Origin of the sequence: Geodermatophilus sp. CPCC 205761 (genome assembly GCF_051383655.1) — a bacterium.
Taxonomy (GTDB): domain Bacteria; phylum Actinomycetota; class Actinomycetes; order Mycobacteriales; family Geodermatophilaceae; genus Geodermatophilus.
The window spans coordinates 272956-288879 of record NZ_JALPKQ010000001.1; the positions used below are offsets into that span (position 1 = coordinate 272956).

General features: G+C 72.9%; 17 protein-coding genes and 1 tRNA gene. 11 read left to right on the top strand and 7 right to left on the bottom strand.

Going from position 1 to position 15924, the window contains the following annotated elements; translation table 11 throughout:
• The first annotated feature begins 431 nt into the window (after nt 1-431).
• The 4 genes from MY526_RS01390 (at nt 432) to MY526_RS01405 (ending at nt 2136) form a co-directional block, all read left to right on the top strand.
• A complete protein-coding gene (locus MY526_RS01390) occupies nt 432-1109 on the top strand; it encodes a M23 family metallopeptidase (RefSeq protein ID WP_436691412.1) in 678 nt (225 codons plus the stop codon).
• 24 nt (nt 1110-1133) lie between these two features.
• On the top strand, nt 1134-1547 hold the full coding sequence (locus MY526_RS01395) for a helix-turn-helix domain-containing protein (protein WP_436691413.1): 414 nt from the start codon (nt 1134-1136) through the stop codon (nt 1545-1547).
• Nucleotides 1548-1567: 20 nt separating this feature from the next.
• Nucleotides 1568-1981 (top strand): VOC family protein, encoded by a 414-nt coding sequence (locus tag MY526_RS01400; RefSeq protein WP_436703052.1) that lies wholly within the window; start codon nt 1568-1570, stop codon nt 1979-1981.
• An 82-nt stretch (nt 1982-2063) separates the two neighbouring features.
• Nucleotides 2064-2136: transfer RNA gene (locus MY526_RS01405), tRNA-Ala, on the top strand.
• 237 nt (nt 2137-2373) lie between these two features.
• On the opposite strand, the gene MY526_RS01410 is transcribed toward MY526_RS01405, so the two are convergent.
• Nucleotides 2374-3414: a response regulator transcription factor gene (locus tag MY526_RS01410; protein WP_436691415.1), complete on the bottom strand. Its 1041-nt coding sequence runs from the start codon at nt 3412-3414 to the stop codon at nt 2374-2376.
• A 193-nt stretch (nt 3415-3607) separates the two neighbouring features.
• Between MY526_RS01410 and MY526_RS01415 the strand changes: the two genes are divergently transcribed.
• Nucleotides 3608-4606 carry a LysR family transcriptional regulator gene (locus tag MY526_RS01415; protein WP_436691416.1) on the top strand — a complete coding sequence of 333 codons (999 nt, stop codon included), beginning with the start codon at nt 3608-3610 and terminating at the stop codon, nt 4604-4606.
• Here MY526_RS01415 and MY526_RS01420 read toward each other — a convergent pair.
• Both MY526_RS01420 and MY526_RS01425 read right to left on the bottom strand, forming a co-directional pair.
• Complete coding sequence (locus MY526_RS01420; RefSeq protein ID WP_436703053.1) at nt 4549-4932, bottom strand: hypothetical protein; 384 nt, start codon at nt 4930-4932, stop codon at nt 4549-4551. The two genes, MY526_RS01415 and MY526_RS01420, sit on opposite strands and share 58 nt — an antisense overlap.
• A 78-nt stretch (nt 4933-5010) precedes the next feature.
• Complete coding sequence (locus MY526_RS01425) at nt 5011-5433, bottom strand: hypothetical protein (protein ID WP_436703054.1); 423 nt, start codon at nt 5431-5433, stop codon at nt 5011-5013.
• Between the two features lie 169 nt (nt 5434-5602).
• Here MY526_RS01425 and MY526_RS01430 point away from each other — a divergent pair, with 169 nt between their 5' ends.
• The 5 genes from MY526_RS01430 to MY526_RS01450 are packed head-to-tail and all read left to right on the top strand — an operon-like array spanning nt 5603 to nt 9751.
• The gene (locus MY526_RS01430) at nt 5603-6751 is read left to right on the top strand and encodes a glutathione-independent formaldehyde dehydrogenase (RefSeq protein WP_436691418.1); all 1149 of its coding nucleotides are present in this window, start codon (nt 5603-5605) and stop codon (nt 6749-6751) included.
• Nucleotide 6752: 1 nt separating this feature from the next.
• The gene (locus tag MY526_RS01435; RefSeq protein ID WP_436691419.1) at nt 6753-7328 is read left to right on the top strand and encodes a type 1 glutamine amidotransferase domain-containing protein; all 576 of its coding nucleotides are present in this window, start codon (nt 6753-6755) and stop codon (nt 7326-7328) included.
• Nucleotides 7325-7813: a hypothetical protein gene (locus MY526_RS01440; RefSeq protein WP_436691420.1), complete on the top strand. Its 489-nt coding sequence runs from the start codon at nt 7325-7327 to the stop codon at nt 7811-7813. The genes MY526_RS01435 and MY526_RS01440 overlap by 4 nt, the downstream gene beginning before the upstream one ends.
• Nucleotides 7810-8985: a zinc-dependent alcohol dehydrogenase gene (locus MY526_RS01445; RefSeq protein ID WP_436703055.1), complete on the top strand. Its 1176-nt coding sequence runs from the start codon at nt 7810-7812 to the stop codon at nt 8983-8985. Before MY526_RS01440 ends, MY526_RS01445 begins: the two co-directional genes overlap by 4 nt.
• Nucleotides 8986-9031: 46 nt before the next feature.
• Nucleotides 9032-9751, top strand: coding sequence for a DUF1345 domain-containing protein (locus tag MY526_RS01450; RefSeq protein WP_436691422.1), 720 nt, complete (start codon nt 9032-9034; stop codon nt 9749-9751).
• A 116-nt stretch (nt 9752-9867) separates the two neighbouring features.
• Here the strand turns inward: MY526_RS01450 and MY526_RS01455 are convergent, their stop codons facing one another.
• The 3 genes from MY526_RS01455 to MY526_RS01465 form a co-directional block, all read right to left on the bottom strand.
• On the bottom strand, nt 9868-10908 hold the full coding sequence (locus tag MY526_RS01455) for a hypothetical protein (RefSeq protein ID WP_436703056.1): 1041 nt from the start codon (nt 10906-10908) through the stop codon (nt 9868-9870).
• Between the two features lie 202 nt (nt 10909-11110).
• Nucleotides 11111-11236 carry a hypothetical protein gene (locus MY526_RS01460; protein WP_436691424.1) on the bottom strand — a complete coding sequence of 42 codons (126 nt, stop codon included), beginning with the start codon at nt 11234-11236 and terminating at the stop codon, nt 11111-11113.
• Nucleotides 11237-11417: 181 nt separating this feature from the next.
• A complete protein-coding gene (locus MY526_RS01465; RefSeq protein WP_436691486.1) occupies nt 11418-11783 on the bottom strand; it encodes a DUF2267 domain-containing protein in 366 nt (121 codons plus the stop codon).
• 492 nt (nt 11784-12275) lie between these two features.
• On the opposite strand from MY526_RS01465, the gene MY526_RS01470 reads away from it, so the two are divergent.
• Nucleotides 12276-14429: a putative bifunctional diguanylate cyclase/phosphodiesterase gene (locus MY526_RS01470; protein ID WP_436703057.1), complete on the top strand. Its 2154-nt coding sequence runs from the start codon at nt 12276-12278 to the stop codon at nt 14427-14429.
• Nucleotides 14430-14459: 30 nt separating this feature from the next.
• Here the strand turns inward: MY526_RS01470 and MY526_RS01475 are convergent, their stop codons facing one another.
• Nucleotides 14460-15821: a DUF2254 domain-containing protein gene (locus MY526_RS01475; protein WP_436691426.1), complete on the bottom strand. Its 1362-nt coding sequence runs from the start codon at nt 15819-15821 to the stop codon at nt 14460-14462.
• Nucleotides 15822-15924 lie beyond the last annotated feature (103 nt).

Below are 15924 nucleotides of genomic sequence, written 5' to 3' on the forward strand. Positions count from 1 at the left end.
GGGAAGCCGCTCGTGGCCAATCTGGCTCCCCGTGCGGCGGACCGCAGCGGACGACGACGGGGCGTCGAGGCGCGAGCGGTTTCACGCCGGAGACGAGGAGTAGCCGGGAGCGCCGGGGCCCAAACCGGACGCTCGTCACACGACCGCGTGACGCGGACAGGTGTGGCGCGGGTCACTCGGCGTGTCGTGGCGGACGCGCCGAGCGGTGGGTCACGAACGGGTCACGGAGTGTTTCGATGGGCACAACCCCATCGGGCCCGGCGACGGGCTTTCTCCCCCTCGAGACGGGTAGGTGCATGGCCGGTCGGCGTCGTGCTGCGAGCTCCGGAGCGTCCACGGCTCCCCACGGCCTCCGGGTCGCGCCCACCACCGCGGAGCTCCCCCGCACGTCGGACGTCGCCGGTGGTGCGCGCCGCGCGGACGCGCCGCGGGTGTCCGGTCCCCGGCGCGGGCCGATGCTGCTGGCCGCGGTCGTCGCCGGCGGTCTGCTCGCCGGGGTCACCGGCATCACCGGTGCCTCGGCCGCCGACGGGCCGACGGCGGTGCTCGCCGCGCAGCACCTGCTGACCGGCGAGGAGGACGTCGAGCTCCTGCCCCAGGCCTCCATCTCGGTCGCCGAGGCCGAGGCCCGGCTGGCCGAGGTGGCCGCGTCGCGCGCGGCGCGCGCGGAGGCGGAGGCGGCAGCCGCCGAGGCGGCCCGGGAGGCGGCCCGCCCGAAGGCGGTGCTCCCGGTCGCCGGGGCCCGGTTCACCAGCGGCTTCGGCGGTCGCTGGGGCACCTTCCACTACGGCATCGACCTGGCCGCCCCGATGCGCACGCCGGAGTACGCCGCGATGGACGGCGTCGTCCTGCGGGCCGGCTCGGCCAGCGGGTTCGGCCTGGCCGTCTACATCCTGCACGAGAACGGCGACGTCACCGTCTACGGCCACATGGAGCAGATCCTGGTCGAGCCGGGCCAGTACGTGGAGGCGGGGGAGACCATCGCGCTGCTGGGCAACCGCGGCCAGTCGACCGGCCCGCACCTGCACTTCGAGGTGCACGAGGGCGGCATGGGCGGCGAGCGGGTCAACCCGGTCCCGTGGCTGGAGGAGCGCGGCGTCGAGCTCTGACCTGCGCGTGGTGGGATGCCGCCCGTGGGTTCTGCCGGTGAGGACGCGAACCGGCGGCTGCTGCGCGCCCGGGACGCCATGGACCGCGCCTACGCCGAGCCCCTCGACGTCCCCACCCTGGCCCGGATCGCGCACGTGTCGGAGGCGCACTTCATCCGGACCTTCCGGGCCACGTTCGGCGAGACGCCCAACCGGTACCTGCAGCGGCGCCGGGTGGAGCGGGCGATGTTCCTGCTCCGCTCGACCGACCGGAGCGTGACCGACATCTGCATGGACGTCGGCTTCTCGAGCCTGGGCACCTTCAGCCGGGTGTTCCGGGACGTCGTCGGCGAGCCGCCGTCGCGGTACCGGCGGCGCGGACCGTTGCCGCCCGTGCCGTCCTGCTTCGCGATGGCGTGGCTGCGGCCGAGCAGTTTCGGAGAAGCGCCGGGGCAGTGATCGTCTCTAGCGTCGGACCCATGCTGACCGCGATCACCATCACCCAGATCTACGTCCCCGACCAGGACCAGGCGCTCGACTTCTACGTCGGGAAGCTCGGGTTCGAGGTCCAGTCCGACATGGACTTCGGGCCCATGCGCTGGCTCACCGTGAACCTGCCGGGCCAGCCCGACCGCGCCGTCCTCCTGGAGAAGCCCGGGCCGCCCTCGATGAGCGACAAGAGCGCCGCGCAGGTGCGCGACGCCATCAGCAAGGGCGTGGCCGGCGGGCACCTCTTCTTCGCCTGCGACGACGCCCACAAGACCCACGCCGAGCTCAAGGCCAAGGGGGTGGAGATCACCGAGGAGCCGGTCGACCAGCCCTACGGCATCGACTTCGGCCTGCGCGACCCCTTCGGCAACCACATCCGGATCGCCCAGATGAAGCAGGGCTGACCCGCCCCACCCCCTGCGCCGGAGCGCCGTCGCGGCCCTGTACAGTTGCTCACGGCTCGGACGCACCAGACCGGGCCGATCCGGGGCTGTGGCGCAGCTGGTAGCGCACCACACTGGCAGTGTGGGGGTCAGGGGTTCGAGTCCCCTCAGCTCCACCCCGATGACCAGGCCGTTCTCCCTCAGGGAGAGCGGCCTGCGTCGTTCCTGGTGTCAGCGTGGTGGCCACTGGAGTCAATGCAGTGCCTGTGCGCGACCGAGGTGCCGACGTGCAACCACGACGGCGTCCGGTGCGGGTCGAGCCATCGGTCGAGCGCCAGCATCCCGGCCGCCAGGGCCCGGCCCGGCCGCGACGGTGGTCTCCGTTCTCCGGTCCGCGGCAGGGTCGCTACGGCCTACCCCGGCTCTGGCGGCTCACGCCATGGCCGCCGGTGGGCCAAGGGGGGAACGTAGAGACCGTCCCGTTCTGCGCGGACCGCGGCGAGTGTCCTCGTCGGTGCCCCGAGCTTGACGAGGACGTGCTCCAGGTGGGCGGCCACGGTCCGGGGGGCCACGACGAGCCTGCGAGCGATCTCCTGGTTGGAGTGCCCCTCGACCAGGAGGCCCAGCACCTCCAGTTCCCGCGGGGTCAGTCCGTGCAGGTCTGTCGCCGGTGACAGCAGGGCGACAGCGGTCAGCCCCGGCGGCACGTCCGTGGGCGCCGCCAGGACGCTGACGCGCACATGCCCGCCGGGGGCGTGGGAGCCGCCCACCGGCCAGAGGAACGACGAGTAGACGGTCCCGTCGCCGATCCGCTGACGTGCGACGACCAGGACAGGGGAGGAGGGGACCAGTAGCGCGTCCGCCTGCATGCCAGGCAGCGCCTCGCAGACGCCGTCCGCGTGGAGCACCACGCCGGCCGTGGCGCCCCGGACCAGGCGTGCGGCAAAGAGCAGCGACCGCATCGGGTCGATGCCGTGTGCGAGCACCGGCGCCAGCGCGGCGAGGCGTCGGCGTACTGCAGGGGTGGCAGGTTCCGTGTTGCCGGACAGCAGTGCGACGAACCCGACGTGACGGCCTCCCGGAGCGAACAGCCCGACGGCCAGAGCCTCGTGGATGCCGGCCGGGACAAGGCAGTCCGACCACGTCGCGAGCTCCTGGACGGCGGGGGGCAGATCCGACCGGGTCACCGGCGGGCGGTCCCGATCACCACCCGCGACCTCCATGTCGTGTGCCGTCAGTGGTCCGCCGAGGAAGTCGAGGACGCGGTCGTCCAGGTCGGCACTGGCCAGCGACCAGTAGCTGCTGCTGAAGGGGTTGGGGAGGGCGATCCACGCGGCATCGAACGGGATTGCGCGGCGGAGGACCTCGAGCATGGCCTGCGCGCGCTCAGACGTCGTGCCGGCCGAGGTAGCGGTCTCGGCCAGCAGCAGTTCGCCTGCCCGGTACGACTGCATGTGCCCCCTAGCGAACTCCGCGGTCGCAGACCGATCCCGGTCACGACCGAGCCGACTGCTCGCAAGGCCACAGACCAGGTAGTCATACCGCGGGAAGCGGCATCTCCAGCGCGTGTGCCGTGACGTAGAACCACAGGCGTGTGAGCCGCGGCCTCACGCGCGCTCCTGATGCGCGACGGCGATAGCGTGAGCCGTGGACCTGCGGCAGCTCCGGTACTTCCTCACCGTGGCCGAGGAGCGGCGCTTCGCCGCTGCCGCGCGCCGGTTGCACATCGCCGCTCCGTCGCTCTCGCAGCAGATCCGTGCGCTGGAGCGGGACCTGCGCGTCACGCTGTTCGACCGCACGTCCCGCGGAGCCGAGCTGACGCCCGCGGGACGCATCCTGGCGGAGCGGGCGCGGGTGATCCTGGCCGAGGTCGACCAGGCCCGCCGCGACGTGCGATCCGCGGAGCCGGACCGTAGGGAGCAGGTGGCCCTGCGGGTCTGCACCATGGCGGAGCGGGTGCTCGACGGCCCGCTGCGAACGCTGGGACTGGCGATCCCGGGCGTCGAGGTGTCCGTGATGTCCACCCCGGGGGACGACGCCGTCGAGGCGGTCCGGCAGGCGCGGGCCGACGCAGCGGTCGTCTGGAGCCGGCCCCAGGAGCACCGTGACCTCGACGGTGTCGTCCTCGGCTCGGTGCTGTTCGGGATCGTCCTGCCGCAGGGACATCCGCTCGCCGACCGGGCGGAGATCCCGGTCGCCGGTCTCGACCACGAATCCGCGGTGATGTTCCCGTGGTCGCCCTTCGCCGGCATCTGGCAGCGCACCGTCGACCACCTGCTGCCGAAGGGAGCGCAGCCCGGGCAGGTCGTCGTCGAGCCGGACCTCATCAACAGCCCCGAGGCGATGCTGCGGGCGGTCGCAGCCGGGTCCGGCGTCGCCCCGGGGATCCTCGGGGTCGCCGAGCACATGGACGTGAGCGGGATCGTCGTGCTGCCGCTCGATCCCCCCTTGCTCCTCGATCTGGAGGTCGTCTGGCGCCGCCCGGCCCGCCCCGCCGTCCGCAGCCTCGTCGACTTCCTGGTCGCGGCGGTGGACGACCCGGAGGTTCTCGTCTCGGCTCCCCGTCCTCGCCCCGGGGGCGGGGGCGGTCAGGGCTTCAGGACCACCTTCTCGCAGCCGTCCGCCTTGTTCTTGAAGATGTCGTAGCCGTGCGGTGCCTCGGCCAGGGGCAGCCGGTGGGTGATCACCCGGGTCGGGTCGATCTCGCCTCGCTCGATCCGGTCCAGCAGCGGGCGCATGTACCGCTGCACGTGGCACTGGCCGGTGCGCAGGGTGAGTGATCGGTTCATCCAGGCGCCGGCCGGGAACTTGTCGACCAGCCCGCCGTAGACGCCGATGACCGAGACGATCCCGCCGCTGCGGCCGGACAGGATCGCCTGGCGCAGGGCATGTGGCCGGTCCGTCTCCGAGCGGACCGCCTGCTTGAGCCGGTCGTAGAGGTGCACGTGGGCGGCTCCGTGCGTGGCCTCCATGCCGACGGCGTCGATGCACTTGTCCGGCCCACGCCCACCGGTCAGCTCCAGGAGCGCGGAGCGGACGTCGGTGTCGGATTAGTCGATCGTCCGGTAGCCCTGGGATGCGGCCATCTCGAGGCGGTAGGGGACGTCGTCGATGGCGATCACCATGGCCGCGCCGAGCACGCGGGCGCTGTCCATCGCGAACTGGCCCACGGGCCCGGCACCCCAGACGGCGACGACGTCGCCGTCCTGGATGTCGCACATCTCCGCGCCCATGTAGCCGGTGGGCAGGATGTCCGACAGGAACAGCACCTGCTCGTCGGCGAGGTCGCTCTCGATGCGGATCGGGCCGACATCGGCGAACGGCACCCGGGCGTACTCGGCCTGCCCGCCGGTGAGGTGCGAGTAACCGAAGATCCCGGCGACGGGGTGCCCGAACATCTTCTCGGCGACGCCGGCGTTGGGGTTGGTTTTCTCCTCCGGTGCCGGCTCGGGGCGGAGGGACGCGGCCGCCATGGCATCCATCGGGGACCACCGGCAGAGCGACCCATTCCGGATCGATCGAATTCCGGGGTCGCTCGGTATCGGCATGTCTGCCGATACCGGCCCCACGGTGGGCCGGGTGTGATCAGGGTCCCGGCCCGAGCACGGAACGGTGGGGCACATCCGCGACGAAGGAGTCAGCATGAAGGCAGTCGTCTACGAGGGCCCGCGGCAGGTCAGCGTCAAGGACGTACCGGACGCGCGGATCGAGCGGCCGACCGACGTCCTGGTGCGGATCACCTCGGCGAACATCTGCGGCTCGGACCTGCACATGTACGAGGGCCGGACCGATTTCGAGACCGGCCGCTGGTTCGGGCACGAGAACCTCGGCCAGGTGGTCGAGGTCGGCGACGGGATCGACAAGGTGCAGGTGGGCGACTGGGTGGTCCTGCCGTTCAACATCGCCTGTGGACACTGCAAGAACTGCGAGCGCCAGCTGACGAACTACTGCCTGACCGCGCAGCCGAAGCAGGAGTGGGCGGGCGCCGCGTACGGCTTCGCCGACATGGGCCCGTACGGCGGGGGACAGGCCGAACTGCTGCGCGTGCCCTGGGGCGACTTCAACTGCCTGCGGCTGGGCGAGGACGCCGAGCAGCGGCAGACCGACTACGTGATGCTCGCCGACATCTTCCCGACCGGCTACCACGCCACGGAGATGGCCGGCGTCAAGCCCGGCGACCAGACGGTCATCTACGGCGCCGGCCCGGTCGGCCTGATGGCGGCGCTCTCGGCGACCATCCGCGGGGCGAGCAAGGTGATGGTCGTCGACCGGCAGCCCGACCGGCTCAAGCTGGCCGAGTCGATCGGGGCGATCGCCATCGACGACTCGAAGGTCGACCCGGTCCAGGCCGTCCTGGAGCAGACGATGGGGCTGGGCGCGGACAACGGCTGCGAGTGCGTCGGCTACCAGGCGCACGAGCCCGACGGCCAGGAGCAGGCCAACCTCACGATGAACCGGCTGGTCGCCTCCGTGCGCTTCACCGGGACGATCGGCGTCGTCGGGGTGTTCATCCCCCAGGACCCCGGGGCCAGCGACGAGCTGGCCAAGCAGGGCAAGCTCGCCTTCGACTTCGGCATGTTCTGGTTCAAGGGCCAGAAGCTGGGCAGCGGGCAGGCGCCGGTCAAGAAGTACAACCGGCAGCTGCGCGACCTGATCGCCGGGGGCAAGGCCGAGCCGTCGTTCATCGTCAGCCACGAACTGCCGCTGGACCAGGCGCCGGAGGCCTACGAGCACTTCGACAAGCGGACCGACGGCTGGACCAAGGTCGTCCTGCACCCGGCGGGGAGCTGACATGGCCGGGGAGCTGAACGGACGGCGGGTGGCGATCCTGGCCGCCGACGGCGTGGAGCGGGTGGAGCTGGAGACGCCGCGGCAGGCCCTGGAGGACGCCGGTGCACGCACCGACGTCGTCTCGATCACGAGCGGCGAGATCCTGGCGCGCAACCAGGACCTCGAGGACGCCGGGACCTTCGGCGTCGACCGTCTCGTCGGGGCCGCCTCCGTCGACGACTACGACGCGCTGCTGCTGCCCGGGGGGACGGTGAACCCGGACAAGCTGCGGATGGAGCCGGCCGCCGTGGCCTTCGTCCGCGACTTCGTCCAGTCCGGCAAGCCGGTCGCCTCGATCTGCCACGGCCCGTGGAACTTCGTCGAGGCCGACGTCGCGCGCGGCCGCCGGCTGACGTCGTGGCCGAGCGTGCGCACCGACCTGCGCAACGCCGGGGCGGAGGTGGTCGACGAGGAGGTCGTCACCGACGGCAACATCACCACGAGCCGGTCGCCGGACGACCTGCCGGCCTTCTGCGAGCGCATCGTGCAGGAGTTCGCCCGCGCCCCGCAGCCCGCCGGGGCGGGGGGCCGGGCATGACGTCCTCGATCGGGAACGTGGCGTCCGTCGCCGCTCGCGCCGGGGGGACCGTCGTCCGCCAGGTGCGGTCGGTCATCGACCCGTCCGCCGCCCGGCCGGCGGGCGCGGGTCAGCCGGCCTCCGGGTGGCTCGCGGTGACCGTGTTCCGCGAGCCGTCCGACGTCGACGCCGCGGCGCTGCCCGCCCCCCTGGCCGAGTTCGGCGACCGGATCGAGGTCCGCGTCCGGCCGGCTGCCGGCGGCAAGGGCACCGAGCTGTCGGCCCGGCTGCGCGACCGGCCGTCGTCGGGCACCGCCGCGAGCCGGCTCAGCGGCAGCGACCCGCAGGCCGACCTGCGGTCTGCGCTGCGCCGGGCCAAGCAGCTCATCGAGGTGGGCGAGGTCCTCGTGGTCGACCCCGCACCGCACGGCAAGCGGACGGCGTCCCCCGGCGGCGTGCTCCTGGAGGCGTGGACCAGGGTGGCGCCCAAGGCGGGCGTGCGGTGAAGGCGGTCACCTGGCGCGGGGTCAACGAGATCGGCGTCGAGGACGTCCCCGAGCCGACGATCCTCAACGACCACGACATCATCCTCGAGGTCGGGCTGTCCGCGACCTGCGGCTCGGACCTGCACCTGATGGGCGGCTACATCCCCGCCATGCGGGCAGGGGACGTGCTCGGGCACGAGTTCATGGGCACGGTCGCCGAGGTCGGCCCCGGCGTCACGAAGCACCAGGTGGGTGATCGCGTGGTCGTGGTCTCCTTCACCAGCTGCGGGCAGTGCTGGTACTGCAAGCAGGGGCTGTGGTCGCTGTGCGACAACGGCAATCCCAACCCCGGCATCACAGAGGCGCTGTGGGGTCAGGCCATCGGCGGCTGCTACGGGTACTCCCACGCGCTGGGTGGTTGGGCGGGCAGTCACGCGCCCTACATCCGGGTTCCGTACGCCGACCAGGGGGCGTTCGCCATCCCCGACGGCGTCTCCGACGAGCGGGCGCTGTTCGCCTCCGACGCCGCACCCACGGGCTGGACCGGGGCGGACCAGGCCGGCGTGAAACCGGGCGACGTCGTCGCGGTCTGGGGAGCCGGGGGAGTGGGTCAGATGGCCGCCCGCGCGGCGATGCTCATGGGCGCCGAGCAGGTCGTCGTCATCGACCGGTACGACAACCGGCTCCAGCAGGTCCGCACGCACGTCGGGGCGGAGACCCTCGACTACGAGGAGGTCGACGTCCCCGCGGAGCTGCGCGAGATGACCGGTGGCCGGGGCCCGGACGTCTGCATCGAGGCGGTCGGCATGGAGGCGCACAGCCCGGGGCCTCAGTACCTCTACGACCAGGTCAAGCAGCAGATGCGGCTGCAGACCGACCGACCCACCGCGGTGCGCGAGGCGATCTACGCCTGCCGCAAGGGCGGGACGGTGTTCACCCTCGGCGTCTTCGCCGGTCTGGTGGACAAGTTCCCCCTCGGCGCGGTGATGAACAAGGCGCTGACCCTGCGCGGCGCCCAGCAGCACGGGCACCGCTACATCCCGGAGATCCTCGACCGCATGAGCCGGGACGAGGTGAAGACAGAGCACCTCGCGACCCACGTGATGTCGCTCGACGACGGGCCGAAGGGCTACCGCATGTTCAAGGACAAGGAGGACGGGTGCGTCCGTGCTGTGTTCCGTCCTGGTGCGTGAGGCGCCGACGGGCGGACCGCCCAGGGCCGGGACATAGAGCCGGACGGTGGGCCGGCGCGGGGCCCTCGCCGGCCCGCTGCGGGGCTACCGGGTGAGCGCCCCACCCGGTAGGTCGACGGTGGAGGCGGGCCCGCGGCCGACGATCCTGTCGTGGCGCCGTCTACTGATCTGTCTCGGCGCGGGCCTCGTCGCGGCCGGACTGACCACGGTTGGCGGCGTCCCCGAGATCGCCGTGCTCGTCGGCTGGGCCGTCGCCGCCGGCGGCCTGCTGATCTGGGTGTGGCGGATCAGCTGGCCGCGCGACTCGGAGGGGACGAAACGGCTGGCCGAGGAGGAGGGGCAGACCCGGGTCACGGACACGGCCGTGCTGGTCGCGGCCGTGGCCAGCCTCGCCGCCGTCGTGGAGGGTCTCGTCCGCTCCGGCTCGGGGGACGCCGTCGGCGTCGCCACCGTGGTGCTCGGCGTCCTGGTCGTGATCCTGTCGTGGGCGCTGGTCAACACGGTCTTCGCCCTGAAGTACGCGCGCGGGTACTACTCCGGCGGGGACGGCGGCATCGAGTTCGGCCAGGAGGAACCGCCCGCGTACAGCGACTTCGCCTACGTCGCCTTCACCGTGGGGATGAGCTTCGCGGTGCCGGATACCCAGATCGCGGACACGTCGATCCGCAAGGTCGCCCTCGGGCACGCTCTGCTGTCCTACCTGTTCGGGACGGTCGTCATCGCAGTGGCCGTCAATCTCGTCACCAACCTGGGGCAGCAGGGATAGGCACCGGCCGGCCGCGCCGCGGGACGTCCCGGTCTGCTGCCCGGAGACGAGCTGCACCCTCCCGCGCAGATCCTCGCCGCAGATCCTCGGCGTTGGCTGAGGGCCGCCCCGAGCGCTCACCGGCGCCCGGTCCGCGTCGGACGGCTCAACCCCGGCGGGATGCGCAGCCCGCTGCGCAGCGCCCGCGTGGCAACGGCGGTGAGGCCGGGGGCGTCCAGGGCGACCTCGGCCCGGCGGAGGGCCTCTGTCGTGGTACGCGAGTCGACGTGGAGAGCCGCGGCGAGCGCGGGGACCGGCGTCGTGCCGGCCACCAGTTGCCCCAGGACCCGGAGATCGAGGGGGGTGAGACCGCGCAGGTTCCCAGGGGAGGACAGCAGCACTGCGGCCGACAGGTGATCGAGGTCGGGGAGGGCGCAATCCAGTGCGGTGATCCGCACCAGCCGTTCGCCGTCCGGGCCCGCCACGGGGGCGAGGAATGCGGTGTAGGGGCCCCCGGCGGACAGCTCCTGCGTGGCCGCGGCGAGGATCGGCGAGTCGGGGGCCAACAGGCGGTCGTCGGGTAGCCCGGGCAGAGGGAGGGCGTCCCCACCGCGGGTGAGCACCACTCCGGCCTCGGCGGTCCCGACGATCCTGGCGGTCGTGGCGATCTCCTGCGTCCGGTCCAGGTCGTCCGCGATCACTCCGGTGACGGCGCCGAGGATCTGCCGGTCGGCCAGGCTCAGGCGCGCCGGGTCCTCGGCGAGGAGGCTGAGGAAGCCCACGTGCCGCCCGGTCGAGGCGAACAGTGCGCCGGCGATGCCGCCGCGGAACCCTGCCGGGAGCAGGTGCTCGGCCCAGGCGCATATCTCGGGGAGGGGCACGGGCAGCTCGCTGGCCAGCACCGGGCGCTGGGCGCTGTTGAGCCCGAGGTGCTCGAGCTCGGCGTCGGCCCCTGGGGACTCGAAGTAGCGGCGCAGGGGTTCGGCTGTGCCTGTGGTGGCCAGAGGGACGTGTCGACGTCGTTCGGGATCGCGGACGGCGAGCCACCCCGCGTCGAAGGGCAGGATCCGGCCCAGCGCCTCGAGGATCTCCAAGGCGCGCTCGTTCAGGCCCTCCGCCATGGTGCCGACGTCGGCCAACTCATCCTGCAGGCGCACGAGGTCCGGGTCGCACTTCATCACTGCGCCTCCCCTCGGGCGAGCCCTGGCACACACGGTAAGTGGCCTGCCTGGTCAACCCGTCCCGCCGCCAAGGTGCGCGCGTCGATGTCACGCGCCTGCTGCCGGCTGGTGAAGATGGTGAAGATGGTGAGGGTCGAGTCGGCCGGATCCGCAGCGGCGGCCGTGACGTACCGGGGATGGTGCGGATCGGCCATGCCAGTTACGCGCCGTCGAACGCGACGGGACGGCGCAGCACGGCGAGCATCTGCCCGGCGCGACGGGGAGGAGCGGGCGACGACGCGGCGATCTCCGCCACGTCCCGGCCCGCGACCGCGTTATCCGTCATAGGTGACCTCCGGAATGGCGATGTGCGGCCCGGGTACCGCTCCCACCCGGGCGCTCCCGCGGCCTCGATGAACGTCGCATTCTTGATCACCGGGCTCCTCCTGACCTGGTGCCGTCCTGCTCCTCCGGCCCTCGGCCGTCGGCCGGTGCCTCGGTGCCTCGGCGCCTCGGCGCCGAGGAGCTCAGGCCATCGGCCCGACCAGCTCCCGGTACTCCTGCGGCAGCTGGGAGAGGACGTCGTCGAACTCCCCGGGCGTTACCGCTTCCCGCACCGTGATCAGGACGGCGGCGGCCCCGGTCCTGGCCTCGTCCGGACCGACGTCCCCCCGTTCCGCGACCCGGCGCACGAACTCGTCCACCCCGAACGCCTCCGCCTCTTCGCGCGGTGGGCGCAGGTCGTCCTGGAGCCCGCCCGGGAGCTGCGCGGCGAGTGTTCGATCCGCTCCGCCGTCTCCTCGGGTATCCCGGCTCGCTGGGCCGTCGTCCGCGTGAAAGTCGCGTAGTCCATGTCCGCTCCCTGAGGCACCGTCCGGCGCCGGTCGTGGGATTCAGTCGTGCGACCGCGGGTGAGACGCTAGGACCGTTCATGGCGCCTGGGCATCGGTCGATCGGCCGATGTCCCGCTCCGGGGACGGCCGCTACGTCGTGCCCGCGCTCCGGCGCTGATGGTGCTTCGGCGTCCTGACGGTGGTCCGGCGCGGGATGGGCATCGCGTGCGGTCCGCTGGCCTGCATCGCCCGGACGCTGTTCGGGGACGTCGCAGTCGCCACCCTCGACGGGGCGCCGACGTGGCAACTCGCGTCGCGACCAGGGACGAGGCCCTCCGAGGGGCTGCCGGTCGCGCGATTTCTGGACGCACTACCAGCGCCAGCGTCGGGAACGCGCCGGGGCCTCATCTGTGGCAGGGGCCCGTTGCGGGCCATCGCCCGCGCCGATCGGCCCATCGGCATCCGATGCGGTCGTCCGGCTCCCCAGCGGTGCGACTCACCCGAATTGCGGAACAGAGTCAATCGGAACCGTCGATCAGCCGATACGCCGATGTGACCCTCGACCAGGCTCCCTCGACGCTGCCCCGCAGCCTCCACGAGGCACTGTTCATCCACGCTCTCGACGGGGTGCTGATCACCTCGGCCGACGGGCGCACCCTCGGCGCGAACGCGAGGGCCTGCGAGCTGCTCGGCCGGACGGAACTCGAGCTGGTCGAGCTCGGCCGGGACGGGATCGTCGACCGGCGTGACCGCCGGTGGAGGGAGGCGTTGGAGACCCGGGCCCGGGAGGGCGCGTTCCGCGGGGTGTTCCGGTTGCGCCGCAGCGACGGATCCACGTTCCCCGCCGAGGTCAGCACCGCCACCTTCCTCGACGGGGACTCGCCACGGGCGTACGTGTCCTTCCGGGACGTGAGCACGGCGGAGGCCGAGGCGGCGCGGGTCGAGGCGACCACCCGAAGGGCGGCCGAGGTCATCGACAGCCTCGAGTCCATCAGCGACATGTACATCGGCGTCGACGCCGACTGGCGGATGACGTACATCAACGCGCAGGCCGAGGCCCGGCTGGGCGTCTCCCGCGACGAGGTCGTGGGCAAGGACATCTGGGCCCGGTTCCCCGCCCTGCTCGGCACCGTGTTCGAGGAGACCTACCGCCAGGTTGCGGGCACCGGACGGGCCGCCACGTTCGAGGCGTGCTACGACAAGGCGGAGCTGTGGTGCGAGGCCCGCGTGTACCCCCTGCGCCGGGGCGGGATCGCCGTCTACTTCCGGGACGTCTCCGAGCGGCGGGCCATGGAGCAGGAGCGGGAACGGCTGCTGACCGCGGAGCGGGCCGCCCGCGCGGCAGCCGAGCGGGCGCAGCGAGACCTGGCCCACCGGGCCACGCACGACGAGCTGACCGGTCTGCTCAACCGCGCCGGGATGCTGCAGGAGGTGGACCGGGTCCTCGCCGGACAGCCAGAGGCCCGTCTCACCGTCGCCTTCATCGATCTGGACCGGTTCAAGCTGGTCAACGACAGCCTGGGGCACGGCGTCGGGGACCGCGTGCTGAGCGAGTTCGCACGACGTCTCGCCGCCCTGGCGGGTCCGGCCGATCCGGTGGCCCGCTTCGGTGGTGACGAGTTCGTGGTGGTGCTGGTCGACCGCTCCGCCGAGGAGGCCGCCCGGTTCGCCCAGCAGGTCATCGGGGCCAGCCGGGAGCCGGTCGAGGTGGGTGCGCGCCTCCTCGTCACCGTCAGCGTCGGGCTGGCCACGGCCGCCGGCCCGGCCGAGCTCGACATCCTGCTCCGGGAGGCCGACGCGGCGCTCTACCGCGCCAAGGACACCGGACGGGCACGGGTCGTCTGGTTCGACGAGCAGATGCACGTGGAGTCGGTGCGCCGGGTGGAGATCGAGAACGACCTGCGCCACGCCCTGGACCGGGACGAACTGCTCGTGGAGTACCAGCCCGCCTTCGACCTCCGGGTCGAGCGGATCTGCCACGTGGAGGCGCTGGTCCGCTGGCGGCATCCCGCCCGTGGCCTCGTCGGCCCGCAGGAGTTCATCCCGGTCGCCGAGGAGACGGGGCTCATCCACCGCATCGGCGAGCGGGTCCTCGCCCGAGCGATCGAGCAGGCCGGCCGGTGGGCGCACCTCCCGCAGCTCCGGGTGTGGGTCAACGTCTCCCCGCAGCAGCTGGTCGACCGGGAGTTCCCCGCCCGGCTCGCTGCCCAGCTGGACCGTGCCGGGCTGCCCACGGAGCGCCTCGGGATCGAGGTCACCGAGTCGGCGCTCGCCGACTGCTCCGGCGTGAGAGAGGTGCTGGACCGGATGCACGACCGGGGGGTGGCGATCGCCGTGGACGACTTCGGGACCGGCTACAGCTCGCTGGCGCGCCTGAAGGAGTTCCCGGTCGACGTCATCAAGGTGGACAAGTCCTTCGTCCACGACCTCGGGACGGCTCGCGGCGAGGCGTTGGTGGCCGGCATCGTGACGTTGGCGCGCGCCATCGGCGCGCACGTCATCGCGGAGGGGGTCGAGACCCTGCCGCAGTTGAGCGCCCTCAGCGCGCTCGGGGTCGACTCCGCCAGCGGGTACCTGCTCGCCCGGCCCTCCGCGCCCGAGCACCTGCCCCTGACGATCCCCACCGAGGCGTCCTTCCGTTGGCGGGCCGGCCTGCACCCGACCGTGGCACGAGTCGCCGGAACGTCGTGGTCGAGGAGCTGGTGAGCGCGCCGGAGCTTCCGAGGCGGGCGCCCGCTACCCCGGGATGGGCGCGGCGGGCCGGACGGCGGTGTCCGGCGTGCCGGTGTCCAGGCGGACGGCGGTGGTGACGTCGGCTCCCGACCCGATGCCCTCGGCGTCGGGCGTGAGCGCGGCGGTGATGTCCTCCTCGTCCTCGTAGGCCCGGTGGACCGCGGCGGTCAGCAGCCGCAGCTGGCGGTCCAGCGGGGCCTGCCGGTCGGGCGGGGCGACGCCCTTGAGGTCCTCCAGCGCCGCGGACAGCCGGCGGGTCACCTGCGGCGAGGCCGCGCCGGCCAGCCGGATCTCGTCGAAGGCGAGCCGCACGTAGCCGTCCCAGGACAGGGTGCGCTCGACCAGCCGGACCACGCCGTCCTCGTCCCGGTGCTCGCCCGCGGGGAGCGGGCGCACGGCGAGCTGGCGCAGCAGGTCGTGCAGCCGGTGCAGCGCCTGCAGGGTCGTCGTCGGGTCGTTGAACGGCTGAGCGATGGACCGCTCCGCGACGTCGACCAGTTTGCGCAGACCGTAGGGCGGGTCCTCCGTGTGCACGCGCTCGGGGCCCACGAGGACCAGCCGCGCGATCTCCTCGGCCCGCAGCCGCGCGGCCGGCCCGGCGACGTCCCCCGCCCGCCGGGGGCCGGGGTGCACGCGGAACAGCGGTGCCCCGCCCGGCACGAAGTCGCCGACCACGGGCACCAGTTCGAGGACGCAGTCGGCGCGGCGCGCGGCGGCGACCAGCCCGGCGCGGTCGATCCGGACGATACTGCCCGGCTCCCGCGCGGGGACCACGTCCGGGTCGGCGCCCGCCCCCTGCGCCGGTCGGGGCACGGCGGGGAAGGATGACTCGATGAGGTCGCGGGTGCGGTCGCCGACCAGGTCGATCAGGCCCGTCGCCCGCATGGTCTGCCCGGAGTGGTGCACGAAGAGGATCAGCGTCACCAGGCTGGCGACCATCAGCCCGTGGGCCAGCACCACCGACAGGCCGGGAACGGAGCCGGTGTCCGAACCGCGGATCTCCCGGATGGTGAGCACGGCGACGACGAACGTCGCCCCGAACAGGCCGATCGCCAGCTGGCTGAACCGGTCGGACAGCAGCGCGGCCACGATCCGCGGGGAGAACTGGCCCATCGCCAGCTGCACCACCACCAGCGTCACCGTGAGCACGAGGCTGGTCAGCGAGACCATCCCGGTGGCGAACACCGACAGGATCGTCTGCGCGTCACCGGGCGTTCCCGTCACGCTCTGCGGGACCAGGGTGTAGCCCGACCGGCGGTCGAGCCAGAGCGTGCCGAGGGCGAGCAGCACGCCGGCCAGGACGCACAGCAGGGGGACCACCCACAGGCTGGTCCGAAGGGCGTGCACGAAGCGGGTGAGGCGCATCGGGCCTCTCTGTGGCTCGGACCGGCGGGCCGGCCGGTGTGATCGCGAGGGTGTGTTCTCCACCGTGGCAGGTCGCCCGTGGGGGCGGCCCCCTCTCATCACA